The sequence below is a fragment of the Pseudarthrobacter sp. RHLT3-21 genome, assembly GCF_059383495.1.
The window spans coordinates 1-24283 of the sequence record NZ_JBWZCI010000008.1; the positions used below are offsets into that span (position 1 = coordinate 1).

Annotated in this window: 25 protein-coding genes and 4 pseudogenes; 10 read left to right on the forward strand and 19 right to left on the reverse strand. The window is 65.2% G+C overall.

Annotated features, from left to right (window positions below; all coding sequences use genetic code 11):
* Nucleotides 1–369: 369 nt before the first annotated feature.
* The gene (locus AC50YA_RS10590; RefSeq protein WP_494982249.1) at nt 370–582 is read right to left on the reverse strand and encodes a hypothetical protein; all 213 of its coding nucleotides are present in this window, start codon (nt 580–582) and stop codon (nt 370–372) included.
* Between the two features lie 640 nt (nt 583–1222).
* Between AC50YA_RS10590 and AC50YA_RS10595 the strand changes: the two genes are divergently transcribed.
* Entirely contained in the window at nt 1223–1579 is a 357-nt protein-coding gene (locus tag AC50YA_RS10595; RefSeq protein WP_494982250.1) for a YegP family protein, read from the forward strand.
* A 242-nt stretch (nt 1580–1821) separates the two neighbouring features.
* Here the strand turns inward: AC50YA_RS10595 and AC50YA_RS10600 are convergent, their stop codons facing one another.
* The 6 genes from AC50YA_RS10600 to AC50YA_RS10625 all read right to left on the reverse strand — a co-directional run bounded on the left by AC50YA_RS10600 (nt 1822) and on the right by AC50YA_RS10625 (nt 4580).
* Nucleotides 1822–2094: a PRC-barrel domain-containing protein gene (locus AC50YA_RS10600; protein WP_494982251.1), complete on the reverse strand. Its 273-nt coding sequence runs from the start codon at nt 2092–2094 to the stop codon at nt 1822–1824.
* A 105-nt stretch (nt 2095–2199) separates the two neighbouring features.
* Nucleotides 2200–2820: an Asp23/Gls24 family envelope stress response protein gene (locus AC50YA_RS10605; protein WP_494982252.1), complete on the reverse strand. Its 621-nt coding sequence runs from the start codon at nt 2818–2820 to the stop codon at nt 2200–2202.
* 42 nt (nt 2821–2862) lie between these two features.
* A complete protein-coding gene (locus AC50YA_RS10610) occupies nt 2863–3444 on the reverse strand; it encodes a DUF6286 domain-containing protein (protein WP_494982253.1) in 582 nt (193 codons plus the stop codon).
* Complete coding sequence (locus AC50YA_RS10615) at nt 3441–3836, reverse strand: Asp23/Gls24 family envelope stress response protein (RefSeq protein WP_494982254.1); 396 nt, start codon at nt 3834–3836, stop codon at nt 3441–3443. Before AC50YA_RS10615 ends, AC50YA_RS10610 begins: the two co-directional genes overlap by 4 nt.
* Nucleotides 3833–4012: a hypothetical protein gene (locus AC50YA_RS10620; RefSeq protein WP_354249741.1), complete on the reverse strand. Its 180-nt coding sequence runs from the start codon at nt 4010–4012 to the stop codon at nt 3833–3835. Before AC50YA_RS10620 ends, AC50YA_RS10615 begins: the two co-directional genes overlap by 4 nt.
* A gap of 58 nt (nt 4013–4070) precedes the next feature.
* On the reverse strand, nt 4071–4580 hold the full coding sequence (locus tag AC50YA_RS10625) for an Asp23/Gls24 family envelope stress response protein (RefSeq protein WP_494982255.1): 510 nt from the start codon (nt 4578–4580) through the stop codon (nt 4071–4073).
* Nucleotides 4581–4781: 201 nt separating this feature from the next.
* Here AC50YA_RS10625 and AC50YA_RS10630 point away from each other — a divergent pair, with 201 nt between their 5' ends.
* From AC50YA_RS10630 to AC50YA_RS10655, 6 genes are all read left to right on the forward strand, one after another.
* On the forward strand, nt 4782–5384 hold the full coding sequence (locus AC50YA_RS10630) for an RNA polymerase sigma factor (protein ID WP_494982256.1): 603 nt from the start codon (nt 4782–4784) through the stop codon (nt 5382–5384).
* A 217-nt stretch (nt 5385–5601) separates the two neighbouring features.
* Nucleotides 5602–5964, forward strand: coding sequence for an Asp23/Gls24 family envelope stress response protein (locus AC50YA_RS10635; protein WP_494982257.1), 363 nt, complete (start codon nt 5602–5604; stop codon nt 5962–5964).
* Entirely contained in the window at nt 5957–6370 is a 414-nt protein-coding gene (locus AC50YA_RS10640) for an Asp23/Gls24 family envelope stress response protein (protein ID WP_494982258.1), read from the forward strand. Before AC50YA_RS10635 ends, AC50YA_RS10640 begins: the two co-directional genes overlap by 8 nt.
* Before the next feature lie 117 nt (nt 6371–6487).
* Nucleotides 6488–6727 carry a hypothetical protein gene (locus AC50YA_RS10645; RefSeq protein WP_494982259.1) on the forward strand — a complete coding sequence of 80 codons (240 nt, stop codon included), beginning with the start codon at nt 6488–6490 and terminating at the stop codon, nt 6725–6727.
* 118 nt (nt 6728–6845) lie between these two features.
* Complete coding sequence (locus AC50YA_RS10650; protein ID WP_494982260.1) at nt 6846–7067, forward strand: hypothetical protein; 222 nt, start codon at nt 6846–6848, stop codon at nt 7065–7067.
* A gap of 188 nt (nt 7068–7255) precedes the next feature.
* Entirely contained in the window at nt 7256–7597 is a 342-nt protein-coding gene (locus AC50YA_RS10655) for a hypothetical protein (RefSeq protein ID WP_494982261.1), read from the forward strand.
* Between the two features lie 61 nt (nt 7598–7658).
* On the opposite strand, the gene AC50YA_RS10660 is transcribed toward AC50YA_RS10655, so the two are convergent.
* The 5 genes from AC50YA_RS10660 to AC50YA_RS10680 form a co-directional block, all read right to left on the reverse strand.
* Nucleotides 7659–8396 carry a VOC family protein gene (locus AC50YA_RS10660; protein ID WP_494982262.1) on the reverse strand — a complete coding sequence of 246 codons (738 nt, stop codon included), beginning with the start codon at nt 8394–8396 and terminating at the stop codon, nt 7659–7661.
* Nucleotides 8397–8497: 101 nt separating this feature from the next.
* On the reverse strand, nt 8498–8764 hold the full coding sequence (locus tag AC50YA_RS10665; protein ID WP_494982263.1) for a hypothetical protein: 267 nt from the start codon (nt 8762–8764) through the stop codon (nt 8498–8500).
* 190 nt (nt 8765–8954) lie between these two features.
* On the reverse strand, nt 8955–9833 hold the full coding sequence (locus AC50YA_RS10670) for a LamG domain-containing protein (protein WP_494982264.1): 879 nt from the start codon (nt 9831–9833) through the stop codon (nt 8955–8957).
* Nucleotides 9830–10675 carry a S26 family signal peptidase gene (locus AC50YA_RS10675; protein ID WP_494982265.1) on the reverse strand — a complete coding sequence of 282 codons (846 nt, stop codon included), beginning with the start codon at nt 10673–10675 and terminating at the stop codon, nt 9830–9832. Before AC50YA_RS10675 ends, AC50YA_RS10670 begins: the two co-directional genes overlap by 4 nt.
* Before the next feature lie 85 nt (nt 10676–10760).
* A complete protein-coding gene (locus tag AC50YA_RS10680; protein ID WP_494982266.1) occupies nt 10761–11414 on the reverse strand; it encodes a hypothetical protein in 654 nt (217 codons plus the stop codon).
* A 60-nt stretch (nt 11415–11474) separates the two neighbouring features.
* On the opposite strand from AC50YA_RS10680, the gene AC50YA_RS10685 reads away from it, so the two are divergent.
* A complete protein-coding gene (locus AC50YA_RS10685; protein ID WP_494982267.1) occupies nt 11475–12020 on the forward strand; it encodes a DUF3846 domain-containing protein in 546 nt (181 codons plus the stop codon).
* Between the two features lie 550 nt (nt 12021–12570).
* A pseudogene (locus AC50YA_RS10690) lies at nt 12571–13776 on the forward strand (IS110 family RNA-guided transposase).
* A 51-nt stretch (nt 13777–13827) separates the two neighbouring features.
* Here AC50YA_RS10690 and AC50YA_RS10695 read toward each other — a convergent pair.
* The 6 genes and pseudogenes from AC50YA_RS10695 to AC50YA_RS10720 form a co-directional block, all read right to left on the reverse strand.
* Nucleotides 13828–14952 (reverse strand): agmatine deiminase family protein, encoded by a 1125-nt coding sequence (locus AC50YA_RS10695; RefSeq protein WP_494982268.1) that lies wholly within the window; start codon nt 14950–14952, stop codon nt 13828–13830.
* A complete protein-coding gene (locus AC50YA_RS10700; RefSeq protein WP_494982269.1) occupies nt 14949–15938 on the reverse strand; it encodes a nitrilase-related carbon-nitrogen hydrolase in 990 nt (329 codons plus the stop codon). Before AC50YA_RS10700 ends, AC50YA_RS10695 begins: the two co-directional genes overlap by 4 nt.
* Before the next feature lie 99 nt (nt 15939–16037).
* Complete coding sequence (locus tag AC50YA_RS10705; RefSeq protein WP_494982270.1) at nt 16038–16646, reverse strand: TetR/AcrR family transcriptional regulator; 609 nt, start codon at nt 16644–16646, stop codon at nt 16038–16040.
* On the reverse strand, nt 16639–18156 hold the full coding sequence (locus tag AC50YA_RS10710) for a purine-cytosine permease family protein (protein WP_494982271.1): 1518 nt from the start codon (nt 18154–18156) through the stop codon (nt 16639–16641). Before AC50YA_RS10710 ends, AC50YA_RS10705 begins: the two co-directional genes overlap by 8 nt.
* Before the next feature lie 660 nt (nt 18157–18816).
* Complete coding sequence (locus AC50YA_RS10715) at nt 18817–19566, reverse strand: class I SAM-dependent methyltransferase (protein ID WP_494982272.1); 750 nt, start codon at nt 19564–19566, stop codon at nt 18817–18819.
* A gap of 403 nt (nt 19567–19969) precedes the next feature.
* Nucleotides 19970–21207, reverse strand: a pseudogene (locus tag AC50YA_RS10720) (IS110 family RNA-guided transposase).
* A gap of 476 nt (nt 21208–21683) precedes the next feature.
* On the opposite strand from AC50YA_RS10720, the pseudogene AC50YA_RS10725 reads away from it, so the two are divergent.
* Nucleotides 21684–22010: pseudogene (locus AC50YA_RS10725) on the forward strand (ParB/RepB/Spo0J family partition protein); the annotation flags it as partial.
* Between the two features lie 663 nt (nt 22011–22673).
* Here the strand turns inward: AC50YA_RS10725 and AC50YA_RS10730 are convergent.
* A pseudogene (locus AC50YA_RS10730) lies at nt 22674–24097 on the reverse strand (Tn3 family transposase); the annotation flags it as partial.
* Between the last annotated feature and the right edge of the window lie 186 nt (nt 24098–24283).

The window sequence follows — 24283 nt, forward strand, 5'->3', positions numbered from 1 at the left end:
CGCACGGCCAAGAACTGGTCAAAAGTACTTGCAGCCACTGGTCAAAACCACTGCCGCGAACGGTCAATCCAAATTGCCGTCTCTGGTCAGTTTAAAGTTGCAGCTAACAGACCATTCCGCCGCAACGCGAACCCGCACCGTTTCCACCAGACCCGGTTCCTGCGCCAGGGTCCCCGGACCCGACATCGCCCGCAGCGCCGGAACCGGTTCCTGACCCTAATCCTGGTTCACCGGACCCGACATCCCCGGTGCTACCGGGCCCGGGGCCCGTCGTCCCGGATCCAGGACCACCAACCGAAGACCCCACGCACAGGTCCTGAAGACCCCACAGACAGATCCTGAAGGCAGCGGCCGGGGGATGGGCGCGTCTTAGCCGGCAGCGGCAGGCTCACTGTGCCCGTCGTGTGGTTCATTTTTGTGCCGTGCCACCTGCAGATGCTGCTCCAGCTTCGACTCAGCGTCACGGCGCCGCTGACCCACTGTGCGCAGCTGCCGCGTTGTCGGCGTGCTCGGGTCCGGTACGGCCTCAGCCACCTCGCGGGGCGACGGCCGCAACAGGCCAGCTTCCTCGTTTTCGCTCATGATCGGATCGTCCCACGTCATCGCGAAACTGCAAAGGCTGTGATGCCTGTCCGCTCAACCCCGGGAGACTCGGACCGGACGACCGGCTCCGTGAACAGCGGAGGGGCCGACGGCGCTGCGGTTCATGGCTATCTCCAGGAGGCCACACAGCGGCGTGTGGGCGTCGGGGAGGTAGGCGGTTACCTGGTCCGGAACGGAGCAGGGCGAGCCGCGTAGCAGCTTGCGCGCCGATTGCCCTGGCATGCGATGACTCCACTGTCGGCAGGGCAGCGGGGGAGGGTCATGAGTGGGTGCTACCCGAATTCTCCCCTGTCACCACTAACCTCAAGGGGTCTCATACGTAACACCGGTGACACCGGCACCTCCGACGGGATCCGGTCGCAGGCGCGGTGTTCAGCCCGGTGTTGAAGCTGTTGCGGGTGCCGCATCGGGCGGGCGGACCGGTGCAGCTGGCGGTTCTGCGTACTGGCCATTAAAGGGTTCTTCCCCGTAAGTTTGGGTAGCGGCGTGATGTGGCGTGCTTCACACGCCGTGAACCAGACGAACTCTTTGCCGGATCGGAACGACCGGAACGCAACGCCTCGCCCCGGACCCGACGAGACCTGCCGGGCGGCGCCGCCCGGTATTCAGGAGGATACCCATGACCGGTGTGTTTGAACTCTTCATCGACGAAGAGACGCTCTTCAGATTCAGACTCAAAGCCCCTGATGGAACAGTGGTGGCCGTCTCCCGGCCTTACCCCGACAAGTCCGCTGCGGTGTCCGGCATCAGCGATGTCCGCGAGTATGCCGGAATGGGCCTGATCACCGACCAGTGCCCGGACATCCCCTTCCCCGGATCATCAGCAGCGTCCCCGGCAGCCGGTGCCAGGCCGACCACCTTGCCCCGGTCGGGCCGGCCCGCCGAGGCGCCGCAGCGTACCGCCGCCACGGGATCGTACCGGCCGGCAGCGCCGGGCCGGGTTCCTGTTGGATGCGGCCTGCACAGAGCCGCCTGAGGCGAAGCTCCAGGATTCTGTCTTCGCCGGGGCTAACCCCGGTCACCGGATCGCGGTTGGATGGTCAGGGTGATGTTTTCGTGGGAACGTATTTGCGTAGGCGGCCTCGAATGGAGGGTTGCGTCCCAGTACCGGTGCCTTCCGGGCCCCCAGGACTCATTGTCCCCGTATCGGTGAGGGCGTCAGCGTATGTGGGTCGGGCGAGCCCGTAGTGCCGGTAAAGCCTGTCCTCTTCGGCGGGTTCAAGGTTGGAGGTCTGTGTCAAGCTGCGGGGCTTCGTTGACCTGGTCTTTGGTGTAGGGCACGCGGATGTCCTGTCCCTCGGTCAGTGCGCCTTCCATCGGGACGAAGGACTCTGAGATTCCGAACAGTCCTGTCCTGACGGTCATCCAGCTGGGCCGTGCGGTGTCTTCGTCCAGGTAGACCTGTCCTAAGGGGCCGATCTTGTCTCCGTCGATGGAGAGGACGTTTGCGCCCTTGGCGAGCAGATCGTCGATGTCTTCCGGGCCGAGCATGGTGTCTCCTTGGATTTTCTCTACGCGCAGGTTGGGGTGGCTTGTGGAAAAGTGAAATATCCGACTGTGAGTCGCTAAGGTCGTGTTCTTCGGCGTGACTTGTTCTTAGTAGATGACGGTGCCGGTGGTCTCCACGGTGGTGCCCGAAATGGCGTTTCGGCCGCTGACCTCGAGCTGGATTCCAGTCCGCCGCAGCGGTGCCTCCAGTGCCGTGGAGAGGTCCGGAATGACCCGGGTGTTGATCCTGTGGAGGGCGTCCTGGATGTCGGCGCGGTTGGTAACCGTGACTTTCATCGTCAGATCCGGGTCCACGGCTGTGCCGCGCAGCAGTGCCGAGGACCCCACAACCCCGGGCAGGGTATTGATCTGGTTTTCCACCGCGGAGGCCAGCACGGAGGCTTCACATAGCGTGGTTCCGAAGGCGGGGTCCTGATGCAGCCGGTACCTGTCGGCGGGATTCCTTCGTGGAATCTGTGCCAGGATCCACAACAACCCCAGGGCGCCCAGGACAACCCCGGCCGCCAGGATAATGGCTTTAGCAGAGGCAGGCCCGAAGACTGTGTGCAGGTCCCCTGTCACGACGGGACTCTCTGCGGCGACCGTTGCGGGGTTCATGGCGTGCAGCGTTCCGCTGGCCGCCAGCAGTATCAGGACGCCGCCGGCCAGGGCGAGAATGCCAAGGATGACCAGGCAGGTGCGGTTCAGCGCTCCGGCGTGTTGTCGCATGGGGTGCCTTCTTTCCGGAATGCGGGAGGATGGTGGCCGCGGTCATTCCTTGGACCGCACGGTCGCGGTGACCTTTGGGACCGGGTTGAGCCCGGCACCGGCCAGGCGTTCCCCGACCACGGCAATGACACGGCCGCGCAGTTCCCCTGTTTCACGCAGGGCCGTGGTCACGTTAAGATGGACCGCGCGGGTCGAGGCCGTGGCCGATGCTGAACCGACGCCGTCGACGTATTCACAGTGCGCCGCGGCGTACCGTGCAATGGCCCGCCGCGTCATGACAATCTCCTGCGTGCCTGCGACCGGGACTTGCCCCTCGTCCGCGGGTGCCTGCAGCCGCAAGGCGTTAAAGCGGCCAGGAACCAGTGCTGCCGCGAGCAGGAGAAGTCCTACGACCGCCGCCGCAGCCCCGACGGCCCAGACTCCCGGATCGTTCCAGGTCAAACCGGTCAGCCAGTCCCGGGGTCCGGCCAGAAACACCGGCCACGAACCCGTGGCCAGCCGCGCCACTGCCGCCCATGCCACTGCCACGCCGGCTGCCAGAAGCAGCGTTCCCAGGATCAGGGCAGGAACAGACCGCCTGGGACGGTGCCGCAGGGGTGTGGCTTTCGCATCGTGCCGGTTCATAACAGCCTCCGGCGGCCGGTGGATTCATCGGCAGGTTTCAGCCAGGACACTGTGATGTCGATCTGGCGCACCTCCACACCGGTCAGGGCGGTGACGCGTTCGCTGATCCGGCGGCGCAGCTGTTCAGTTACCTGGCGCAGCGGTACCGGGTAGAGCAGCCCTATTTCCACGCTGAGCACGGCGATATTGCCCGCAAGCTCCACCGTGACTTTGGGCCGGGCGGAAAAGTCCGAATGTGCTCCGATGCCCAGAAACCCTCCTGAGGACCCGCCGGCAAAGGACTCTTCGCTGGCGACCTGACTGGCGATCTTCTCCAGCACCTTCCGGTCAAGGACGGTGCGCCCCCGCGAATCCAGGTCCCGGGGGCCGGTATGTGCTGCGGTGGTATTCATCGGCTGGATGCTTTGCCGAACAATGCCTGCAGATCCAGTTTCCCTTCCGCAATACGGCCCACTAGCAGCCCGATCAGGCCAAAGAGGACCGCTATCACCAGGGCTGTAAAACCTCCGAAGGCCAAAACGATTCCTAGTACCAGGCCGACTGCCAGACACCATCGTGTAGTGGACATGCGGCACTCCTTCCAAAATCGGTTACCGCCCGAAAACGGGACGGAGCGGGTGAGCTGGTTACTCCAGTGGCGTCTTGGTGTCCTCTTCGGGCCGTTCATCATCGGGCAGATGAACATCGGTGACGTGGACATTCACTTCCAGCACCTCCAGACCGGTCGCGCGCTCCACCGACTGGATGACGTTGCGCCGGATATCCTGGCTCACCTCGACAATGGACGTTCCGTACTCGACGACGATACTTAAGTCGATGGCGGTCTGGCGTTCACCCTTCTCCACGCTCACCCCGCCGCTGACATTCGTCTGGGAACCGGGAATGCGCTCGGTCATCGCGCCGAACGCGCGCCGGGCAGCGCTGCCCATCGCATACACACCGGGAACCTCACGCGTAGCCATGCCGGCCAGCTTCTGGACCACGGTTTCCTCAATGGTGGTATTCCCCCGGTCCGTGTGCAGCAGGTCGGTCGTGCGGCGCGTCTCAACGGGGGCGTTCAGTTTCTGTCCCTCCTCGGTAGCCACCATGCCACCGGACTGTCCAGGGAACTGCGGGGCTTCTGTCACGGGAACCATCTCCTCTATCAACCGATGCGATGTTGCCTACATGGTTAAAGACGCACGTCACCGCCAAACGTCACGCGGAAAGGCAACCTGTTTTTTGTCCCTCCGTCCCCGCGCCGGGGCATTCCCATTACCGGCGCCGTCTGAAAAAATTGGTCATAAGCCCCGGAACCCGGGTGGCGCGGTTCGGGGGCAAGGGGGATGGCGGTGACGATGGATGAGCGTGAACCCGTTGTCCTGACGCGGCCCGATGATCTGGACGAGGCGACCATTGTCGCCCGGGCGCAGGACGGCAACCTAGACGCCTTTGAATATCTCGTCGAGGCGTATCAGGGCAGACTTTTCCGTCTCGCTTTCCGGATGCTGCCTGACCGGGGCGAGGCCGAAGACGTCGTGCAGGACACCCTGGTGGCCTGCTGGAGAAAGCTGCCGCTGCTGACAAGCGTGCAGGCTTTCAGCGGGTGGCTTTACCAGATGGCCACCAACCGCTGCCTGGACAGGCTGCGTCGACGGTCCGGCCACCCGGAGGTCGTCCAGGAACCGGTGATTCTGCAAACAACCGCCGATTCCTTCGCCGGACCGGGAGCCGGAGGCGATCCCGCCCGCGAAGCGGAAGTCTCCTGCGAGATCGACGGCCTGGCCGCAGCGCTGCTGGCCCTCCCGCCCGGGCAGCGCGCCTGCTGGCTCCTGCGGGAAATCCACGAACGCAGCTACGCTGAAATAGCCGCAACGCTGAAGGTCAGCGAACAGACGGTCAGAGGCCGCCTTGCCAGAGCACGCGCAAAACTCGCGGAAAAGATGAGTCAATGGCAATAGACGAAACCATCCCCCGGCTGGGCTGGGCTGTGGCCGCGGCATCGACGAGGTCTGGGCATCCATCAACCGGCCCCCCACCGCCCATGAAAGCGGCTGCGTCCAGTGCCGGACGGCACGGGCCAGCCTGGCAAGGCTCGCGGAGGCCACCCGCACGCTTCGAGACGACGATGCAGAAGACCCCTCCCTGCAGCCCCATCACGCCGTCAAGGACGCCATCATGAACCTGGCCCGTGCCGAAGTCCGAAGGGGCAGCCGGCTCCCCGTCTACCAGGCTGACCAGGGGGGCATCACGATCAGCGAACAAGCCATCACCTCAGTCATCTGGTTCGGCGCCGATGCCCTTCCGGGAGTACGGGCCCGCCGCTGCCGCGTCCACCCTGCCCCGGATACCGCGGACGACCCCCGCCCGGACGGGACCGCCGACATCGCGGTGAACCTTCGAATCGCCGTGGCCTCCGGCACCGACATCCCCGGAACCGCCGAGCTGCTGCGTCAGCGGATCATCAGCATGATCACAGCACACGTCGGACTCAACGCCGGAGCCGTCAACATCACCGTAGAGGATTTCTACGATGTCTGAGCATCCCCTCGAAGCCCGGCTGATCAGCAGCCACCTTATTGCCGACCTTGCTGCCCGCACCGCCCTCGATACACCAGGTGTCCTCCGACTCGAACCGACCCTGAAAAACCTTCTCACCCGCCTGGGAAAAGGAACAATCCAAAATCTCCGCAAGACAGACACCCGCACCACTCCCGCCCGGCACGACGGCGTCTTCGTCACCGTCCACAACGGCATCGCCGACGTCCAGCTCGACATCGCCACCGATATCGCCTTCGCAGCCCTGAACGTCGCCCAGGCCGTGCGGGAGCAGATCGCCCGGACCATCAGCCACACCGGCCTCACCCCCGGGCGCATCGACATCTCGGTCCTGGCCATAGAGCACCCACCCACCGCCGCAGCGGCCCGTCCTCCCAGGCCGCTCTGATCCAGGACACCGGCATGAGGGCCACCCCACCATCATCGTTACGGATCAGCCTGACGATTCCGAACCACCGCACCGCACCCGGACTCCCGGGCGCTACCCCCTCGGCATGGAACCGGCATGAACTCTGAACCCAACAACCAGGGAAATCCGGCCGAAGGAAACACGAACGGAACAGGCCGGCACCAAGGCAGGACATTCTGGGCAACGGCCATCCTCCTCCCGCCGGCGCTGCTGCTGTGCGGCGTCTGGCTGCTGCTGATTGCCAGCTACCTTCCCGCCGCCGTGTTCTTCTTTGCCGCCATGGCCGCTCTGGCCTACTTCGCAGCCAGACGCAGGCGCGGCCGCAGCCCGGAATAGACGCCGGAACGGCCCTCCGGCCGGCAGGCCAACTTTCCCTGTTGAAGCAGGTCTCAGCTATAAGCATCGGGTGCCGTCTGCCTGTTTTACCTCTCGGGGTATGTGGAATGCTTCAGCCATGCCGTTCTACGTCGAATACACCGTTAATCAGAATGCCGACATCCGTTCTGCGCTGGACGGCGCTGACCGGGAGGAAGCTCTGAGCAGGGCCACCGATGCGGTGAGGGAGGCCGGGTGCCGGGCCGCCCTGCTGCGCTTCGAGGCCACTGCGAGTGCCTCCTTCGGCCAGGGTGTCTTGGTTGCCCGATATTTGGAAACCGTTGGCTGGGAAACGCTTTAGGACAGCCCTCGGGAGCCCTGCGGATGCTGCGAAGCCGGTCAGCCATACTCCCTGGCTATCTTTCAAGAGTGCTGGGGCCCCGTCGTATCCGTAGGATGGGAACCGCCCGGCCGGGACCTGCCCGCTGCCTGTTCGACGCCCCCGTCCCGCGCCGAAATTGCCGGAAGGATGCTGATCCAGTGCTCCCGATGAACCAACGTCCCCGCGCTGTAATCCGCGAGGAATCAGGTTCCATCGTTCCTTCGGAACGCTGGAACGACGAGCAGCGCCGCGAGGCGCGCGCATCCATCATCGATCAGTTCCGCCGCGGCATCCAGCGGCACACCCTGGAAGAGGTCCGCGACGAAATGGCGGCCCGCTGGACGTACGTTGAATCCTGGGAGGAAGAACAGGCCGTGAGGAAATGGATCCTGAGACAGCTAGACGGCCTGATCGATCTCGACAAGACCGGTCAGGTCAATCACCAAGCCACCGAGACAGGTGCACCGCAATTCCTGGATCCCATCGCCGCCCGCAAGAACCGGACGTAGGACAGAGATTTCCTGCGTGCAGGGAAACCATGTACGGGTCCTCCACAACCGAGGCTCTGCGTCAGCCCGGGGTGAGGACGCAGAACTCGTTGCCCTCTGAATCGGCGAGGCACACCCATGGCACATCGCCCTGGCCGACGTCGGCGTCAGTGGCGCCCAGAGCCCGCAGCCGGGCCACCTCTGCCGCTTGATCATCACCGGGGTACGGCCTCAGGTCGAGATGGACACGGTTCCATACGGTCTTCACGTCGGGCGTGCGATGGAACTCCAGATACGGCCCGACACCCTTGGCCGAACGCAGCCTCGCATGATCGTCGGTCACCTCGTGCAGGGTCCAGTCCATCGCCTCGTTCCAGAACCGGGCCATGGCCCGCGGATCCGCACAGCTGACCACTACCGCGGCGATCGGCCCGGTGTCCCGGTAGTTCGATCGAGGCTCCAGCACGCGGAATTGGTTGCCCTCCGGGTCGGCCAGAACCGTCCACGGCACATCATCCTGGCCCACGTCGGCGGGCGTCGCACCGAGCTCCAACAGGTGCGCGACCAGCTCCGCCTGATGGGCCGCAGAGGAGGTGGCGAGATCGAGGTGCGCGCGGTACCTCACCGTCTCGGGGTCCGGGACGGTGACGACATCGACGCAGACGGCGACGGGGTCCGGCCAGACGAAGCCCACGGGTTCAACATTGGTCACACCGGGTCCCTCGCTGGAAACACCCCAGCCGAGCGCCTCCGCCCAAAACCGGCCGAGCGTTGAGTCATCCCGGGCCTTGAAATTCACCTGAACAAGTCGCAGCGCCATACCGCCCGACCCTAATACCCAGGTAAAACCCGATATGGGAGGCACGCCCTAGGTGACGGCTCCAGCACTGCGTGGAACCTAGGGCAGGGGCGGTGCCGGCTTCAGGTTCCTTCCCCGGGCTGTATTGCGTCAAAGAACCGGTGTTCCGGCGGGGCCGGGGTTCCTTCCGCCTTGGCGAGGAGGAAGTCGAGGTCTTCCGAGGAGAGCGTCGCCTGGCCGTGCTGGTCACAGTCCGCGCTGATGCCGGTTTCCTGGCAGATCGTTTCGGCAATGGTGCGCGGCAGGATCAGGCATCCGGGGTTGTCGGTGAGCCACCGCTGTGTTGCGGGGCTGAGCCGGTCCCAGTGGTTCCTGATATTCATCTCCATTGATGATGCCTTCCTGAGCGGGCCCGGAGGAAAGAGGCAAATCCCGGGCCGGTACGGGTGTGAGAGTGTGCTCAAGGTACGCCGTCCGGCCGGTGAAGGACAGGGGCAGGCCTGGCGGGGTCCGCGCCGCTCCTGACCTGCACGCTCGTGGCCGTGCCGGCCATGCACGATCTTCGGATCGGCACGGTTGTCAGGGGCGTCCGGCGTTGTAGTGTGTTCCGATTTGGGCGGCGGTGAGGGCGGTGGAGTAGGCGGCGGCGAACCTCATGGTCCCGGTGAAGGCATAGCTGGTGGGTTCGTTGGGGCCCCAGCCGGCAAGGTTGTTGTAGCCGATGCGCCAGAACCCGCTGAACGTTTCGCTGGTGGTGGTGGCGGGGTCCTGTGCGGCGAGCTGGCCGTCGACATAGAGTTTCATCCCTGCGGTGGACAGGGTTGCGGCGACGTGGTGGGGTGCCCCGTCGTTGTAGCTGGCGGGGGTGGTGATGACTTTCACGGTGCCGGGGTAGACGCCGAAGACGAGCTGGCCGGCGTTGTTCATGAAGATGTGCCGGTCATATGAGGTGGAGGTTCCGGTGGCGGTGTTGCCCCAGCCGATCAGCCGGCCGCCCGGAGTGCTTGTCCTGAACCAGACCTCCAGGGTGAAGGTGTTCGTGGAGGCCCGGGCGATGGGGCCTCCTGCCGAAACATAGGTTGACGTGCCGGTCAGGGCGTAGGATCCGCCGGAGTCCCGGGGTGTGCAGGGCCGGTTCGCTGAGGTGGTGTCGGAGCTCATGGTGCCGCGGTAGGTGCCGGGGTTGTTTTTGCCGGAGAAGTCCGCCGCCAGGGCGGACCCGGAGGACTCGGCGAGCCGGTAGGCGAAAATCGCTGACGCAGCATCCGCCGCCATGGCGCCCTGGCAGGTGAAGTACGGGGCCGTGCCCGAGGTGTTCGTGCTGTTAGTGACCCGGGCCAGATACCCGCCGGAGGTGGCAGGGGTGGCCAGCGCGGCCAGACCGGTCACCAGGGCTAGGGCGAGGGCAGCAGCGGGAAGCCGACGGCGGAGCCGGGGGCCGCCCGGTTCCGTGCTCATCCGGGCACCCGGTCCCGTGTTTGCCGGGGACCGCCGCCGGAGCACAGGCCCCGGCCGAGGACCCAGAAGACGGGCAGCAGACACACCAGGACGGTGATGATCCATCCCCACCAAGGCAGGTCGGCGGAGGAGGAGAGGTAGTAATAGCCCTCGCCTGTCTTGGCGGTGAGTTCGCTGACCTGGCCGCTGGCCAGCTCCGCGGTGCCCCCGTGCTCGGCCCGGACGGTGATGGGCAGCAGCCCGGTGGAGGCGACACTTGCCCGGGTCCCCGATTCGTCCGAGACGACCTCCAGCAGGGTCAGACCGATGAAGGGACGGAGCACGATGACGGTCAGGGAAACGACGGCGCAGGCCCCGAAGAGCCGGACGGGCCGTTGCCACGGCCCACGGATCCAATATCTGGTCACCGCCCACAGGATCAGGCCTCCGGCCACGAGCAGGGGCACGGCCTTGACCAGCCATCCCCAGCCCGGCAGGAGCGTGGCCACCCCGAGAATGTTCTGCGGTGCCAGGACCCAGGGGTCGTTGGTTCCGTTGATGTCCCCGCGGGTGGTGATTCCCCCGGCACCGTCGATCCCGGCGATTCGGTGGGTGTAGACCGTCCCGGGCCGCCCGGGCGGAGTGAAGGTGATGACGTCCCCGGGGTGCAGCCCGGACGACGTGATGGGTTCGGACAGGACCAGAGAACCAACGGGTGCGCTCTGGCCCATCGAGGGGGTGGAGACCACGAACCATCGCCACCCGGACAGAAAGAACAGCACGGCGGCGAGCACGAGCCCCACCGCGAGCAGGGCACAGATGGCCATGGCCATGCTGCGGGACCGGTCCTTTACAGGGGTCACCACTGCCTTCCTTTCCGTGCTGGGACGCGGTGCAGTGCCTGTGCCGGCATGACGTCATCCGGCACAGGCACCGCACTATGTGTTTCTAGCTGGCGAAGGCCCAGGTGAGCGGCAGCGATGCGGCCAGGCCCTGGTAGGTGTTGTCCGCCGTCGTATCGAGGGTGACCTTGATGTTGACCGGGACACTCACACCGGCGGCCGGGGCTGGGGTGATGCTGATCGCGGGTGCCCCGGCGAGGGTCGCGGCGGTGCCGTTAAAGATCGACGTGCCGCCGGCGGTGATGACGACCTTAAGCTTCGCGCACAGGTCCGTCGCGGTGCCGTTGACGGCGCCGTTGTTGGACTGCGTGCAGGCCGCGCCGGGAGTCAGAGCAAAGGTGCCGGCGTTGGCCGTGCCGATGTTTTTGATCGTGATGTCGGTGCTCACCGTATTGCCGGGCACCAGAACCGTGCTCCCGCCGAACTTGTTGATAGTCGCGCACGTCGCGGTGTTCGTCCCGACCCCGCCGGCGCCGGAATTGGACGTGCAGGTCACGGGGGTGGTGCCGGTGGATTGTTCCTGCATCACCAGGGTCCCGGAACCTGCGGTGTTGGCACTGTTGGTGATGCTCGCGGCGAACCCGGAGAGCGTGCCGGTCATTGTCAGGGACAGCAGCCCCGCACCGGCGGCGGCGGCGATGAGAGCCAGCGGTGCGATGCGGCGGTTCTTCTTTTTGACGGGCAGGGTGGAATCGTTCATGGCAGCTTCTTTCAGCAGTCGGTATCAGACAGAAGGACCCAGCCAAGGCACCCTTGCGACGTGGTCCCCCGGCCTGTCCATGGCGCACAGATATCCGGTGATGGTTCACGAATATCCGCTGATGGCGGTCTAACCTGCGCCGTTCAGAATGATCGGCCCGGTATCCGGGCCCGAACGGCTGCACCGCTGGCGCCCCACTTACACTACCGGCTGGTAACCGCGTTGCCCGACCGGCTCACCGCACCGGCACCGGACATAACACAGGACGGGCCGGCAGACCGGCCCGCATCCAAGGAACTGGGACACGCTTCTACTGATCGCCCGGGGTCACTGGAGAACCTGCAAACCCTTGTGGCCGGAAACATCGAAGCCGTGAGCGGCTACGACTGGCACTTCTACGTCAACGAGGAAGGAAAAATCCTGAACCTCGCCCCTAACCGCCGCGCCGCTCAGTTGGTCCTTGAAGAAACCGGAGTCCTGGCCGATGTCTACTGCGGGAACGCGGTGTTCCTGGGCGAGACGGAAGACGGCGACGAGGCCGACGTGCCCGAAGAATTGATCGACCTCGCACAGCAACTCTTCGGACTGCACCAGTCGGTGAGCTGACCCCCAAAGACGATGGCCGGTCCTGACGGGCCGGTCACCGCTGGCGGTCCGCCGTCGTGGCCGGCCGGCGCTTCTGGTTGCCGGCGGCGGACCGCCAACCGCCCAGGCTTTTGAATGGGAACCCGGGCCGCGCGGCCAGCCGGCCCGCTGCACACCAGGTGCAGCTCCCGGGGTACTGATGAATGGTTCGCAGCGCTCACCCGAATTGGGGCGTCCGCTGGCGCGGCCGGCCGTTGGGTCCAGGTTCGCCGTCGCAGAGCTCCGGAGACCCTGGCCCTGTCTCGTCTACGACGTCTTTTGGTTGCTGTCCTTATGGTGTTGACGGGTGGTTCCGTGGCCGTTGTAGGGTCGTGGCTACCCAGGGGAGGCGGGTATGGCTTTGGTTGCTGTGGCCGGACGATTCGTGTCGTGACGGCTTCGAAGGATTGGCCGCCCGCCACTCCGCGATGACCCGACCGCTGATTGAGAGACGCGACATGATCGCCGGATAAGGACACGACGGCGCGGTTATCTGCTGGGTTTCCACTCATCCGACAGACTGGAGGCTGTTTTGGTGCAACTATGGGCCGGTATCGACGCCGGCAAAGCCCATCATCACTGCGTAGTGATCAACGCGGACGGAAACCGTCTGCTCTCGCAGAAAATCCCCAACGACGAACCAGCCCTGCTGGACCTCATCGCCGACGTCCTGAAACTCGCCGACGGGGATGAGGTGGTCTGGGCAACGGACCTGAACCACGGCGGACCGGCGCTGCTGATCGCGCTGCTCGTCGCCCACGGCCAGTCCATCCTCTACATCCCGGGCCGGATCGTCCACCACGCCTCCCGCCTCTACCGCGGGGAGGGCAAAACGGACGCCAAAGACGCCGCCGTCATCGCCGACCAGGCCAGGATGCGCAAAGACCTCCAGCCCCTCCGGGCCGGGGACGAGACCAGCACAGGTCTGCGGATCCTCACCGCCCGCCGTGCCGACAAATCCGCGGACCGGGTCCGGGCGATCAACCGACTGCGGGCCCAGCTGCTCGAATACTTCCCGGCCCTGGAGCGGGCCTTCGACTACAGCCGCTCCAAAGCAGCCCTGTTCCTGCTCACCAAACACCGGACCCCCGACGGGATCCGCCGCACCGGGCAGACCCGGCTCCATGCCTGGTTGAAGAAACACGGCACCCGCTCGTCCGCCGCGGTTGCCCAGGCCGCCGTCGACGCCGCGAAATCCCAGCACACCACCGTCCCCGCCCAACACCTCGGGGAATTGATCGTCGCCGCCCTCGCACAGGAAATCATCACCCTGGACAAGGAACTGGCCGACCTCGACGCGCTGATCAGCGAGAAGGTCACCGAACACCGGCACGCCAAGACCCTGCTCAGCATGCCCGGCTTCGGGCCCGTCCTCGCCGCCGAGTTCCTCGGCGCCACCGGCGGAGACCTCACCGTCTTTGAAACCGCGGACCGGTTCGCCGGCGTCGCAGGGCTCGCCCCCGCCCCCAGAGACTCCGGCAGGATCACCGGCAACCACCACCGCCCCCGGCGCTACGACCGCAGGCTGCTGCGCGTCTTCTAACTCTCCGGCCTCTCGGCCCTGAAGAGCTGCCCCGCCTCACGGACCTACTACGACCGCAAACGCACCGAAGGCAAAACCCACATCCAGGCCATGCTCTCCCTGGCCAGACGCCGCCTCAACGTCCTCTGGGCCATGCTCCGCGACGGCACCACCTACACCCCCCTTCCGGCGCCGGCACCACGCCTGGCCGCCTGAGGTGACGGCTCCGGTTGTCTGCGCGGACCCGGATATATCCGGGTGCGGGGCTTAGAGATCTGTTGCCCGGACGCTATCAGGTCTAGCTTGGGGCGAAAGGGCCGGTGCGCATGAATGCGCGCCGGCAGGGGGACCGGACGGGGCTCCGGTGGAACGAGAGTCTGTCGGCTGGTGCTGGGTGATGCAGTGGATGCCGCCGCCCCGGGCGAAGATGGGGCGGGCATCGACCGTCACTACTTCGCGGCCCGGATACGCCTGCTCCAGGATCCGGCGGGCTCCCCCGTCCGCGGGGTCGTCGAAACTGCAGGCGATGACGCCGCCGTTCACCACCAGATGGTTGATGTAGCTGTAGTCGACCCAGTCGAGCTCGTCGCGCAGCGTGTCCGGGGCCGGTACCTCCACGATGTCCCAGGCACGGCCCTGCGCGTCCCTGGTCCCGGCGAGCATCGCGATGATATCGGCGGTGATCTGGAAGTCCGGGTGCGATGGATTGCGCTGGGAGTGGACCAGCAGCACACCGGGCGACGGGATAGCGGCCACGATGTCCACGTGTCCGCGAGTTCCGAGTTCCTGCGAATCGCGGGTCAGCCCGCGCGGCAACCAGATGACGTGCGTGGCGCCGATGGTGCGGGCCAGCTCGGCTTCGACGTCCGCCTTGGTCAGGTTCGGGTTCCGGAACGTATCCAGCTGCACCGTCTCGGTGACCAACACGGTGCCCAGACCGTCCACCTGGATCCCGCCCCCTTCATTGACCAGCGGGCTGTCCAGCAGCTCCGCCCCGGCCAGCCTCACCACTTCCGTACCGACCCCGGAATCCTTGCCCCAAGTGGCCCATTCCTGCTGCCCCCAGCCGTTGAAGACCCAGTCCACCCCGCCCAGCCGGCCGTCGTCGCCGGTCACGAAGGTGGGCCCGATGTCCCGCATCCAGGCATCGTCGAGAGGCGCTTCCACCAAGTCAATGCCAGCCGAAAGATAGGTCCGCGCGACAGCGATGTCCGGCGGGTCCACGACCATCGTGACCGGCTCGAACTCCGCCACAGCATGGGCTACGGTTGCCCACGCGGTGCGGGCCTCATGGGTTTCCTCCGCGGTGTGCCCTATCGAGGATCGCTCCGGCGGAAATGCCATCCAGATCCTTTCCTGGGGAGCCGTTTCGCTAGGCATCATCCAGCTCATGACTGGGCCGCGGTCTGCTTGGCGGATACCGTCCCGTACGGGCGGTCAAAATCGACTTCCCGAGTGAGCTCGGCGTAGGTGTCGGGGCGGCGCGTGGTCAGGAACGGGAACAGGTCCAGCCAGTCCTTGCGCTGGCCCAGGTCGAGGTCGGCCACCAGGACGGCTTCCCGGTCCCGCGGCGCCTGGACCAGGACTCGGCCGTAGGGATCGGAAATGAACGAGGAACCGTAGAAGTTGATGTCGCCTTCGTCGCCCGTCCGGTTGGGGACCACCATGAACGTGCCGTTCGTGATGCCGTGGCCTGTGATCACGTGCTGCCACAGAGGCTGGTGGTCGAACTCCGGGAAGGTCGGCTCCGAGCCGATGGCCGTGGGGTAGACCAGGATTTCCGCGCCGGCCAGCGAATATAGCCGGGCGGCCTCCGGGAACCATTCGTCCCAGCAGGTGGGGAGTCCGACGGCGGCCCCGTCCAGTCCCGCGGGGCGGTAAACAGGGTAGGCGTCGACGGCCGGTCCGGCGCGGAAGTACGTGTCCTCGTAGTAGCCGGCGCTGACGGGAATGTGGGTCTTGCGGGTGCGTGCCAGCAGCTCGCCCTGGGGCGAGACAAGGATGGCGGTGTTGAAGCCCAGTCCGTCGTTTCCGTCTGAGCGCTCGTAGAGCGAGGCGTGGACGGTGACGCAGTGTTTCCGGGCCGCGTTGGCGGCGAACTCGAAGGTGGGGCCGTTGAGCAGGTCCTCGGCATTCCGGGCGGGGTTGCTGCCGGCCCGGACGTTGGCAGGATATTTGGACAGCGTAAGTTCCGGCAGGAACACGGCCCTGGCTCCGGCGTCGGCGGCTTTGCCGATGGCCGCCGTCAGCACGGACCTCAGCTCGGCGGCGTTTTCCCGCCAGTGGTGCTGGACCAGGGCCACGCGGAGGGGCCTGCGGGTGCTTTCCTGGCTGCGGGCGAAGGAGGCGGGCGGTTCGGTGTTGGCGATGATGTCCATGGTGGTGCTTCCTAACGGGACCTCAGGGGTCCTTGCATGATCGCAGGATTCCGCTGGAATCGCGTCGTTTGATAAGTGGTTGAGAGTTGGGTCGGTGCTTCATTTGCCCAGACCCTGTTCGGAAGGTTCCTGCAAGGTGGTCGGGCGTGCTGTGGTGAGTGATTCGATGGCCGTCGTCAACAGGGAACGCGCGTGGTCTGTGGTGATGAAACCGTTGAGCCAGCGGCCGGAGATCCCTTCCACCAAACTGGTGAGGATCTCCGCGGTGACTGCGGCCTCGTCCTCGCTGGTGCCTTCGCTGGCGCCCATGATGGCTTGGGCAATTTCGCGGTTCCATTCCGCGGTGGTCCGGGAAAGCGGTTCCGCCAGCTCCTGTTCGAAGATGGAGCAGGCCCGGAGCTCGTTCCAGGCCACCGAATTGCGGCGGACATCAGCGTCGTCCTTGATTTCGTCCAGGAGCAGGTGCTTGATGTGCCGGTCGCGGTCTTGGGTGTCCGGTAAGGCAGGGGCGTCGTCACTGCTGACCTGCTTGTTGATGTGTTCAAGCGTCGCGGCCAGCAGGCCGGCCCGGTCGGTGAAGTGGTAGTAGAGAAGGCCCGGCGAGACTCCGGCTTCCTTTGCCACGTCGTTGACCCGCATTCCGCGGACGCCGTTCCTAGCAATGCAGGTGGTGGCGGCGGTGAGGATCTTGGCTAGTTTGTCAGTCATGGTTTGACAGTAATACGTGCTCACCCCGCTCCGGTGCGGTCTCCGCCAGGAGCCCGGGCGGTTCGGGCCAGAGCCGGAGCGCTGCCAGATAGCCGACGGCTCCGATGACGGTGGAGCCAAGGAAGCTGAGGTCGATTCCCCCGGCGAGCTGCGAGAGCGGGCCGGTGTAGAGGGATGTGTCCGTGGCCAGCAGGCCAAAGACTGATCCGATGGCCCAGGGGATCACGGCCCGGAGGTTCCAGCCGTTGCTGAACCAGTACCGGCCGCGCGGTCCGTTGGCACGGAAGAGTTGAAGGTCGGCGGCGTGGTAGTTGCCGCGGCGGGCAACCAGGAAGCCCAGGACGTTGATTGCCACCCAGGGGCCGGCGAAGCCGTTGAGCACCAACGTCATGGCCGTGATGGAATCCACCGCATTGAACACGAAGACGCCAAGGTACAGGAGTCCTACGGCGACGACGGAGGTAATGAGTGTGGTGTGAATGCGGCGCAGCCGCGGGAAGAGGGCTTCGAGGTCCAGGCCGCTGGCGTAGAGATTGAGTACACCTTGGCCGAGCCCGCCCGCTAAAGCGATGATGAGGATTGGCAGCAGGTACCAGGCTGGTGCCGAGCGCACCAGGTCTGCGACGTAAGAGCCGCCGAGCTCCGGAATGGCCGAGGCTGTGAACGCGCCGAAAAGGGCCGTGACAAACAGGCCAAGGAACACACCAAGGCAGGTGGCGCCGACCACGGACCGGTCTGAGTGTTCTTTCCGGGAGATGCGCCGGCTGTAGTCGCCAAGTGTAGGCGCGTAAGACAGCGGGCCTCCGACGGAAATGACGGCGGACAATATCCAGGTGGGCCAGAAGTCACCCAGAAGGTAGTCGGCGTGCACGGAGGTGGGGCTGAACGTGGGAGCGAAAGCAATGACGCCGATGATCAGCAAAACGCCGACCACCGGGGCGACAAACTTCTGCATCGCGACCACCGTGCCGTGGCCGAAAAGGGCAACCAGCACGATTTCCACGGATATGACGGCGTAGCCAACCGCCAACGTGGTGCCGTCAACGGGCACACCCAGCAGCCGCTCAGCGGCGGCCACCAGAGCGTCGCCCGAGGTCCAGACCGCGATGGCGGCGTAGGCAAGGGCGAACAACAAGGTCAGGGCCGAACCGATCAACCTCCCGCGGGTGCCGAAGTGCGCGGCGCTCGAAACGGTGTTGTTGGTACCGGTCCGAGGCCCGAGGAGAGCCATCGGGGCGATCAAAGCCGTACCCACGATGAGACCCGTGAGGCTGGCTGTGGCCGCACCGACGAAGTCCAGCCCGAAGGTGATTGGAAGCCAGCCGAAAACGATGACCGAGAAGGCGAAGTTGCCGCCGAAGAACACGGTGAACAGGTTCCGTGGGCGGGAGGTGCGTTGTTCGTCGGGAATGAACTCAATGCCGGCCGACTCAATGCGGCCGAAGCGGTCCTTGTGCGCGAATGCGGCACCGACGGAATCCGCGTCATTGCGGAAGCGCGTCCTGATCATGGCAAGCCTTTCGTGAGCTACATCATGTTGATGCATTGCATCAACCATAAAGCCTGACTGAATTTTCAGTCAATAGGTTTCATCGCACAAACTTCCTTAGTTTATGGACGGGATCTGGCGCTGCGCAGGCGGTCTGTCGGTGGGCCCCCGGACGGGTCGGAGCGGTGAACACGCTATCCGGCTTCCTCAGGCAGGCGGGCCTTGCTGAATACGGTGGTGATCGGCCGCATTCGCGAACTCCAGCGCAAGCACCCGAAGTTGGCCAGGCAGGGGACGGGTACGACTGGATGGACCCGCTCGCGGGCACGGCCTGGTCGGTGCTGCCGAACTGGAGCAGCGAGGGCTGAGATGCCGGATCATGGCCCCGCAGCATCTTCGCCGTCGACCGCACGGGCGATCGGAACGGGGAACTGTTCGGCTACGGCACGTCGACGGCGACACCTCCACCTACTGGTTCCGGTCCTAGGACGCCTGCTTCGAAGCGATCACCGCCGAGGTGTTCTTCCACTGGGCATCCGGCCAGTCGGAGGGACCGGAGAGCCTCCCTGCCACGGCAGCCGAACTGCCCGACCAGGACCGGAAGCCCTATCCCGGCTGGACGGGCTAGACGCTCCGGTCCAGACCGGTGCGCCGTCTTCCCCTGCCCTTGCCTGGAACTCACTACCGGCGAGCCTCGATCAGATGCCGGGTGGAGTAAGCGATGAAGGGGCGGCCGGCTCTCATCTGTTCGTCCAACTCGACGAGTTTGTCGAGGTAGCGTTCTGTGGAGAAGTCGGGGACCCACCATATGCACTTGCGCAGGATCCACACGACAGCACCGACGTCGAAGAACTCCATACGGCACCGGGCCGTGCGAAGCTCCGTGATAGTCAGCCCTGCTGCCTCGGCCGAAGCGACCTCGCGCCGGGGGTCGCGCCCCTTGCGCTGTTCGGGCAGCGGACCTAGGAAGTGTTCGATGAGTTCGAACGCCGACGCCGGACCGACATGCTGAGCGAAGTAGCGGCCGCCGGGAACCAGCACCCGGTGGATCTCCTCCCAGTTCGGTCGCACTGGGTGTCGCGCTGTTACGAGCTCGAATGACTGATCCGGGAACGGCAGGGGCTTATCTGCCTCCACCTGGACCACGTTCACCCCTCGGGGTCCCAGCCTTTCAACAGCGCGCTGGGCGTTGGGAGGCCAAGCCTCGGTGGCCACCATGCGTTCGGGAAAGACAGGCGCCTCGGAGAGCACCTCGCCGCCGCCTGTATCGAGATCGAGTGCGCTCCGTACGTTGGCGAGTCGGCCGGCCAGCGTCCTTGCGAATCCCCAAGGCGGACGCTCCTCCACGGCTCGCCCGTCCAACCAGTCGAATCCCCAGCCAGTCACGTCGGCCGAGACAGCCTCGTCCATCAAGCTCTCGAAATCCCGCATCAACATCCCATCCTTCAAAATTGCATACCACCCGCCGATGCCCGCTCGGTCTGCTCGTTAGTGGGCACCGCGACTGGCCGGTGCAACCTATTGATTCTCTCTCAGGGAAGCTACGCTCTGCTGCCTCTCTCAGCCGCTGGTGTAGCGACTATCATGCCCTACCTCTTTGCGAGGAGCCTTTCGCCGTCCTGGCTCAATTCGCCGGTAGGGGAGACGTGCCGGCACAGGTCGCCGGGATCCGGACCTCGGACCGGATCCGGAACCTGTTTGCAGTTGCGACCTACAGTGAGAAGGACAGAGAACGGGAGCATGTGTTCCGGCGGATGATCGTTGACAACATCATTGAGATTCCTTCGGATTCTAGGCGTCCGCTCCGGCCCGTCTAATACGAAAGTAAGGTTGGTCAGGCTGCGGTGGCCGGGGTGATGGTGACGTTGAAGCCGAGGCTGTTGAGCTTTTTGATGGCGTTGTTTTTGGCTTTTACGGGGTCCAGTCGGGTGAAGTGGTCCGCGCCGGGATCGGCGTAGCATTCGCCGTCTGCGAGCATGTGCCAGATTGCGGTGATGATGGAGTGTTCCACTGCCACGATGGCTTTCATTTGCCCGCGGCGGGCGGAGACGCGCCGGTATTTGGCGGCTAAGTAAGTGTCCTTGGACCGGGACGCGGACAGGGCCGCGGTGCCGAGGGCGGCTTTGAGGTATTTGTTGCCGGGCAGGATGTGGGCGGATTTGATCCGTCCGGCGGATTCGTTGGAGCCGGGACAAACGCCGGTCCAGGATGCGAGCCGGCCAGGGGTTTGGAAGACGGACATGTCCGCCCCGGTTTCGGCGATGATCACATCGGCGACTTTGAGTGAGACTCCGGGGATGGTGGCCAGGAATTCCCTGGCGGCACGAAAGGGCGTCATCGCCTCCTCGATCCGCCCGGTGAGCGTTTCGATGATGCCCGACTGGGCGTCGATCTGGTCCAGGTGCAGCCGGGCCATAAACGCGTGGTGGGCCTTGAACCGGCCGGTCAGTGCGTCCACGAGCTCGGGGATTTTGGAGCGCAGGGTGCCTTTGGCGAGGCTGGCAAGGACCTGGGGATCCCGTTCGCCGTTGACGAGGGCCTCGAGCATCGCCCGGGAGGAGACACCGGTAAGATCCGCGACCACGGAGGAGAACTTGATGCCGGAGCCTTCCAGGAACTTCTCCAGGCGCTGGATCTCGCGGGTCCGGTCGCGGGTGGCAATTGCCCGGGCCCGGGTCAGGTCGCGCAGCTCACGGATCGGCTCCGGCGGGACAAAGGAGGCCCGGAGCAGTCCGTGGGCCGCGAGCTGGGCGAGCCAGGCCGCGTCGGAGACATCGGTTTTGCGGCCCGGGATGTTCCGGGCCGCCTTGGCATTGACCAGCATCACCGGCAGGGTGTCCTCGAGCAGGTAGAAGAAGGGTTCCAGTAATCACTGCTGGCCTCCATCACGACGGTGGTGACATGTTCGCGTTCCAGGAAGTCCCGCAGGGCAAGGATTTGGCCCGTGGTCGCACCCCAGGTGGTGACCGTGGAGGTGTAGGTTCCGGCCCGTTGCCCGGGTAGCCGGAGACAGACCTTCGCGTCGCGTTTGGAAATGTCCAAACCGGCAGCCCGCTCATGCACGATATCCATGACTGTTCCTCCAACACCTCGACCTGGTCAGCTGGCGTCTGCCGCGGGGAGGACAGGGAAAACAGAGGAATCTAACACTCGTGCTCCAAAGGCAACAATCCACGGTTCCCGGGGAAGCCCTCCGCGCCACGCTAGCCCACAGGCTCAACCACAGCACCATAGACGGACCGGCGTCCACCGCGGCCGACAACTCCATGATCTGCCCGAAACCTCATTCCCGGCCAGAGCCCGGGGCGAGGCAACCGCATACTTTCTCCCACCACGGCGCGACAGGACGCTGGACCGCTAGCCCCTCCTTCGTCGCTGATTTCCTCCAGGAATTTCCTCCCCCTTGCCCTCCGGGTAGACAGGCCTCCGTCGGCCGCCGAGCAAGTGAGCTTGCCAGCAACAAAAAAACAACGGGGGAGCGGTGAAGCTGGCCGGTCACCTAAGCCGCCCCACGCACCCCAACTTCTCGGACAAGAAGGAGCAACACCATGAACGCCACACCGACCCTCGAAATGCTCGACCCGGCCACCCTGACCGTCGACATCAACGTTCGCAAAGACGCGGCCCTGACCCCCGATTTCGTTGCCAGCATCAAGGACCACGGCGTGATGGAACCTGTCATTGCCCACCGCAAGGACGACGGCAGCGTGCACGTTCTGATGGGACAGCGCCGCACCCGCGCCGCCGTCGAAGCCGGGCGCACCAGCATCCCGGTGATGATCATCGACAGCCCCGAGGAAGCCGAACGGATCGTGACCCAGGTGGTGGAGAACATCCAGCGTGCCGAACTGACCGAAGCGGACGAGGCCGACGCCTTGGGCCCTCGTCGTGGCGACTATAGGCCTGGTCGTATGCACTGCCGGTCTCATCTGGGCGACGCTGGCTGCCTGAACCGGCGGCGCGCGATCAGTGATGTCCGGCAAAGGATCCCTTGCCGGACGCGGGAACAGCGAGTCGCGCGAGGGGGCGGGGAGTATTCTGACGGGATGAGCCGCGGACCCACCAGGAGAGTTCGTCACCTGATCGAATCCGGAGCCGTCGATGGAGAATTGCTCCTGGCTGCCGAGCATGAGGCGGACCTTGCTGCGTGCCCTTACATCGGGCTGGAACACATCGAAGTGGCCCTGCTGCGTGCCCAGGGCAGGGACGAGGAGGCCGACTGGAACCGGAGTCAGGCGCCCGCTCCCGGCCCCCGCCATTGGTGGCGCCCCCTCGGACCACGATCCGCTTTCCGGCCCCGAGGGCTCGCGGAGACAGCGGCCGCTCAACGCGCCGCCCAGCGCAACGAACAACTCCTGCGCCCTGATGAGCGCCACGATGGGGACGGGCAGACCGGGCACCAAGCCCCCGGTGAAGGACGGGACAGTTCAGCTGTCGAAGGTTGCCGGCATTCAACGACTCACTCAACTAGCCAGTCTCCACGCGAAAAGTTCCACTGACTATCAGGGGTGGCTTGTGAAAAAGTGAAATATCCGACGCTAAGGTTTTGCCGGGCGTCGTAGCGGCCTGTATTTGCCGGGTTGATCTGGTTGGCGCGGGGCCAGGTGTAGTCGCCGGTGAGGTTGATGTGTTCCCAGCCCAGGGGTGAGAGGAACCGCAGCAGGTCAGGGTCTGTGGCGTTCCCGTCCTTGTTGAGGGTGGTGATGGTGCGGTCAAGGTAGACCGTGTTCCAGAGAATAATGGCCGCGGTGAGAAGGTTCAGCCCGCTGGCGCGGTAGCGCTGTTGTTCAAAGGAACGGTCGCGGATCTCGCCCAGGCGGTTGAAGAAGACGGCCCGGGCGAGGGTGTTCCGGGCCTCGCCCTTGTTCAGGCCGGCCGTGACTTTGCGGCGCAGGCCGGGGTCCTGGAGCCAGTCCAGCAGGAAGAGGGTCCGTTCCAGTCTTCCCAGCTCCCGCAGGGCGAGGGCGAGCCCGTTTTGGCGGGGGTAGGCGCCGAGTTTGCGCATCATCAGGGACGCGGTCACGGTGCCGGTTTTGATGGACGTGGCGAGCCGGAGGATCTCGTCCCAGTGCAGGGCAATCGTTGTCGTGTTGATGGCACCGCCGATCAGCGGCGCCAGGGCCGGGAGTCCTGGATCGTTGGTGGGTGTGTAGAGGCGGGTGACGCCGATGTTGCGGATCCGTGGTGCGAACCGGTAGCCGAGCAGGTGCATGAGGGCGAAGAGATGGTCGGTGAATCCGGCCGTGTCGGTGTAGTGCTCCTGGATCGCCAGGTCGGACTCGTGATAGAGCAGCCCGTCCAGAACATAGGTAGCGTCGCGGTCACCGACGTTGACGAGTTTGCTGTGGAAGGGCGAGTACTGGTCCGAGACGTGCGTGTAGATCAGCCGGCCGGGCTCGGCACCGTACTTGGGATTCACATGCCCGGTGGATTCGGCTTTGCTGCCGGCCCGGAAACGCTGCCCGTCGGAAGAAGAGGTGGTTCCGTCGCCCCACTGTGCGGCGAAGGGGTGACCGTGCTGGGTGTTCACCAGTTCCGCCAGCACGGCGCTGTATGTTTCGTCGCGGATGTAGGAGGCCTGGTGGCGATCCAGCTGGGCGTAGCTGGCACCGGTGCATGACTCGGCCATCTTCGTCAGGCCCAGGTTGATCCCGTCCGCGAGGATTGCAGTGAGAAGAAGCTGCTTGTCCTTGGAAGGATGGCCGGACTTGAGGTTAGTGAAGTGGCGGGTGAATCCGGTCCAGCCGTCAACTTCCATCAGCAGATCGGTGATCCTGATCCGCGGAAACATGGTGCTTGCCTGGTCGATCAGTGGTTGCGCGTGCGCGGGGACGATCGTCTCGAGCGGGGTGATTTTCACGCCCTTGTCGGTGATCAGCACTCCGGGCAGTTCGTCGCGGGAGGCGAAGTCATTGACTTGGTGCAGCCGTTCGCTGAGCAGGGCCAGCCGGTTCTGGAGATATGGAGCGATGCGTCTGCCGCGTTTTCAACTCACAGCACCGGATCGAGGCCGCACCCGAGGGCTCACCCTGCTGCGCCCGGCTGACCACGCCGACAGAATGAACCACACCGCAGCGGAAGCGCAGGTGCCGGGGCGGCGCCGCCACGGGTCTCGTCGACACATGGCCCGCTAGAGTCCGCTACCGCA

Excerpts from the sequence above, each read along its gene's own strand:
- AC50YA_RS10590 (WP_494982249.1), bottom strand. The coding sequence starts at position 582 with ATGAGCGAAAACGAGGAAGCTGGCCTGTTGCGGCCGTCGCCCCGCGAG.
- AC50YA_RS10595 (WP_494982250.1), top strand. The coding sequence starts at position 1,223 with ATGACCGGTGTGTTTGAACTCTTCATCGACGAAGAGACGCTCTTCAGA.
- AC50YA_RS10600 (WP_494982251.1), bottom strand. The coding sequence starts at position 2,094 with ATGCTCGGCCCGGAAGACATCGACGATCTGCTCGCCAAGGGCGCAAAC.
- AC50YA_RS10605 (WP_494982252.1), bottom strand. The coding sequence starts at position 2,820 with ATGCGACAACACGCCGGAGCGCTGAACCGCACCTGCCTGGTCATCCTT.
- AC50YA_RS10610 (WP_494982253.1), bottom strand. The coding sequence starts at position 3,444 with ATGAACCGGCACGATGCGAAAGCCACACCCCTGCGGCACCGTCCCAGG.
- AC50YA_RS10615 (WP_494982254.1), bottom strand. The coding sequence starts at position 3,836 with ATGAATACCACCGCAGCACATACCGGCCCCCGGGACCTGGATTCGCGG.
- AC50YA_RS10620 (WP_354249741.1), bottom strand. The coding sequence starts at position 4,012 with ATGTCCACTACACGATGGTGTCTGGCAGTCGGCCTGGTACTAGGAATC.
- AC50YA_RS10625 (WP_494982255.1), bottom strand. The coding sequence starts at position 4,580 with ATGGTTCCCGTGACAGAAGCCCCGCAGTTCCCTGGACAGTCCGGTGGC.
- AC50YA_RS10630 (WP_494982256.1), top strand. The coding sequence starts at position 4,782 with ATGGATGAGCGTGAACCCGTTGTCCTGACGCGGCCCGATGATCTGGAC.
- AC50YA_RS10635 (WP_494982257.1), top strand. The coding sequence starts at position 5,602 with ATGAACCTGGCCCGTGCCGAAGTCCGAAGGGGCAGCCGGCTCCCCGTC.
- AC50YA_RS10640 (WP_494982258.1), top strand. The coding sequence starts at position 5,957 with ATGTCTGAGCATCCCCTCGAAGCCCGGCTGATCAGCAGCCACCTTATT.
- AC50YA_RS10645 (WP_494982259.1), top strand. The coding sequence starts at position 6,488 with ATGAACTCTGAACCCAACAACCAGGGAAATCCGGCCGAAGGAAACACG.
- AC50YA_RS10650 (WP_494982260.1), top strand. The coding sequence starts at position 6,846 with ATGCCGTTCTACGTCGAATACACCGTTAATCAGAATGCCGACATCCGT.
- AC50YA_RS10655 (WP_494982261.1), top strand. The coding sequence starts at position 7,256 with ATGAACCAACGTCCCCGCGCTGTAATCCGCGAGGAATCAGGTTCCATC.
- AC50YA_RS10660 (WP_494982262.1), bottom strand. The coding sequence starts at position 8,396 with ATGGCGCTGCGACTTGTTCAGGTGAATTTCAAGGCCCGGGATGACTCA.
- AC50YA_RS10665 (WP_494982263.1), bottom strand. The coding sequence starts at position 8,764 with ATGGAGATGAATATCAGGAACCACTGGGACCGGCTCAGCCCCGCAACA.
- AC50YA_RS10670 (WP_494982264.1), bottom strand. The coding sequence starts at position 9,833 with ATGAGCACGGAACCGGGCGGCCCCCGGCTCCGCCGTCGGCTTCCCGCT.
- AC50YA_RS10680 (WP_494982266.1), bottom strand. The coding sequence starts at position 11,414 with ATGAACGATTCCACCCTGCCCGTCAAAAAGAAGAACCGCCGCATCGCA.
- AC50YA_RS10695 (WP_494982268.1), bottom strand. The coding sequence starts at position 14,952 with ATGAGCTGGATGATGCCTAGCGAAACGGCTCCCCAGGAAAGGATCTGG.
- AC50YA_RS10700 (WP_494982269.1), bottom strand. The coding sequence starts at position 15,938 with ATGGACATCATCGCCAACACCGAACCGCCCGCCTCCTTCGCCCGCAGC.
- AC50YA_RS10705 (WP_494982270.1), bottom strand. The coding sequence starts at position 16,646 with ATGACTGACAAACTAGCCAAGATCCTCACCGCCGCCACCACCTGCATT.
- AC50YA_RS10710 (WP_494982271.1), bottom strand. The coding sequence starts at position 18,156 with ATGATCAGGACGCGCTTCCGCAATGACGCGGATTCCGTCGGTGCCGCA.
- AC50YA_RS10715 (WP_494982272.1), bottom strand. The coding sequence starts at position 19,566 with ATGCGGGATTTCGAGAGCTTGATGGACGAGGCTGTCTCGGCCGACGTG.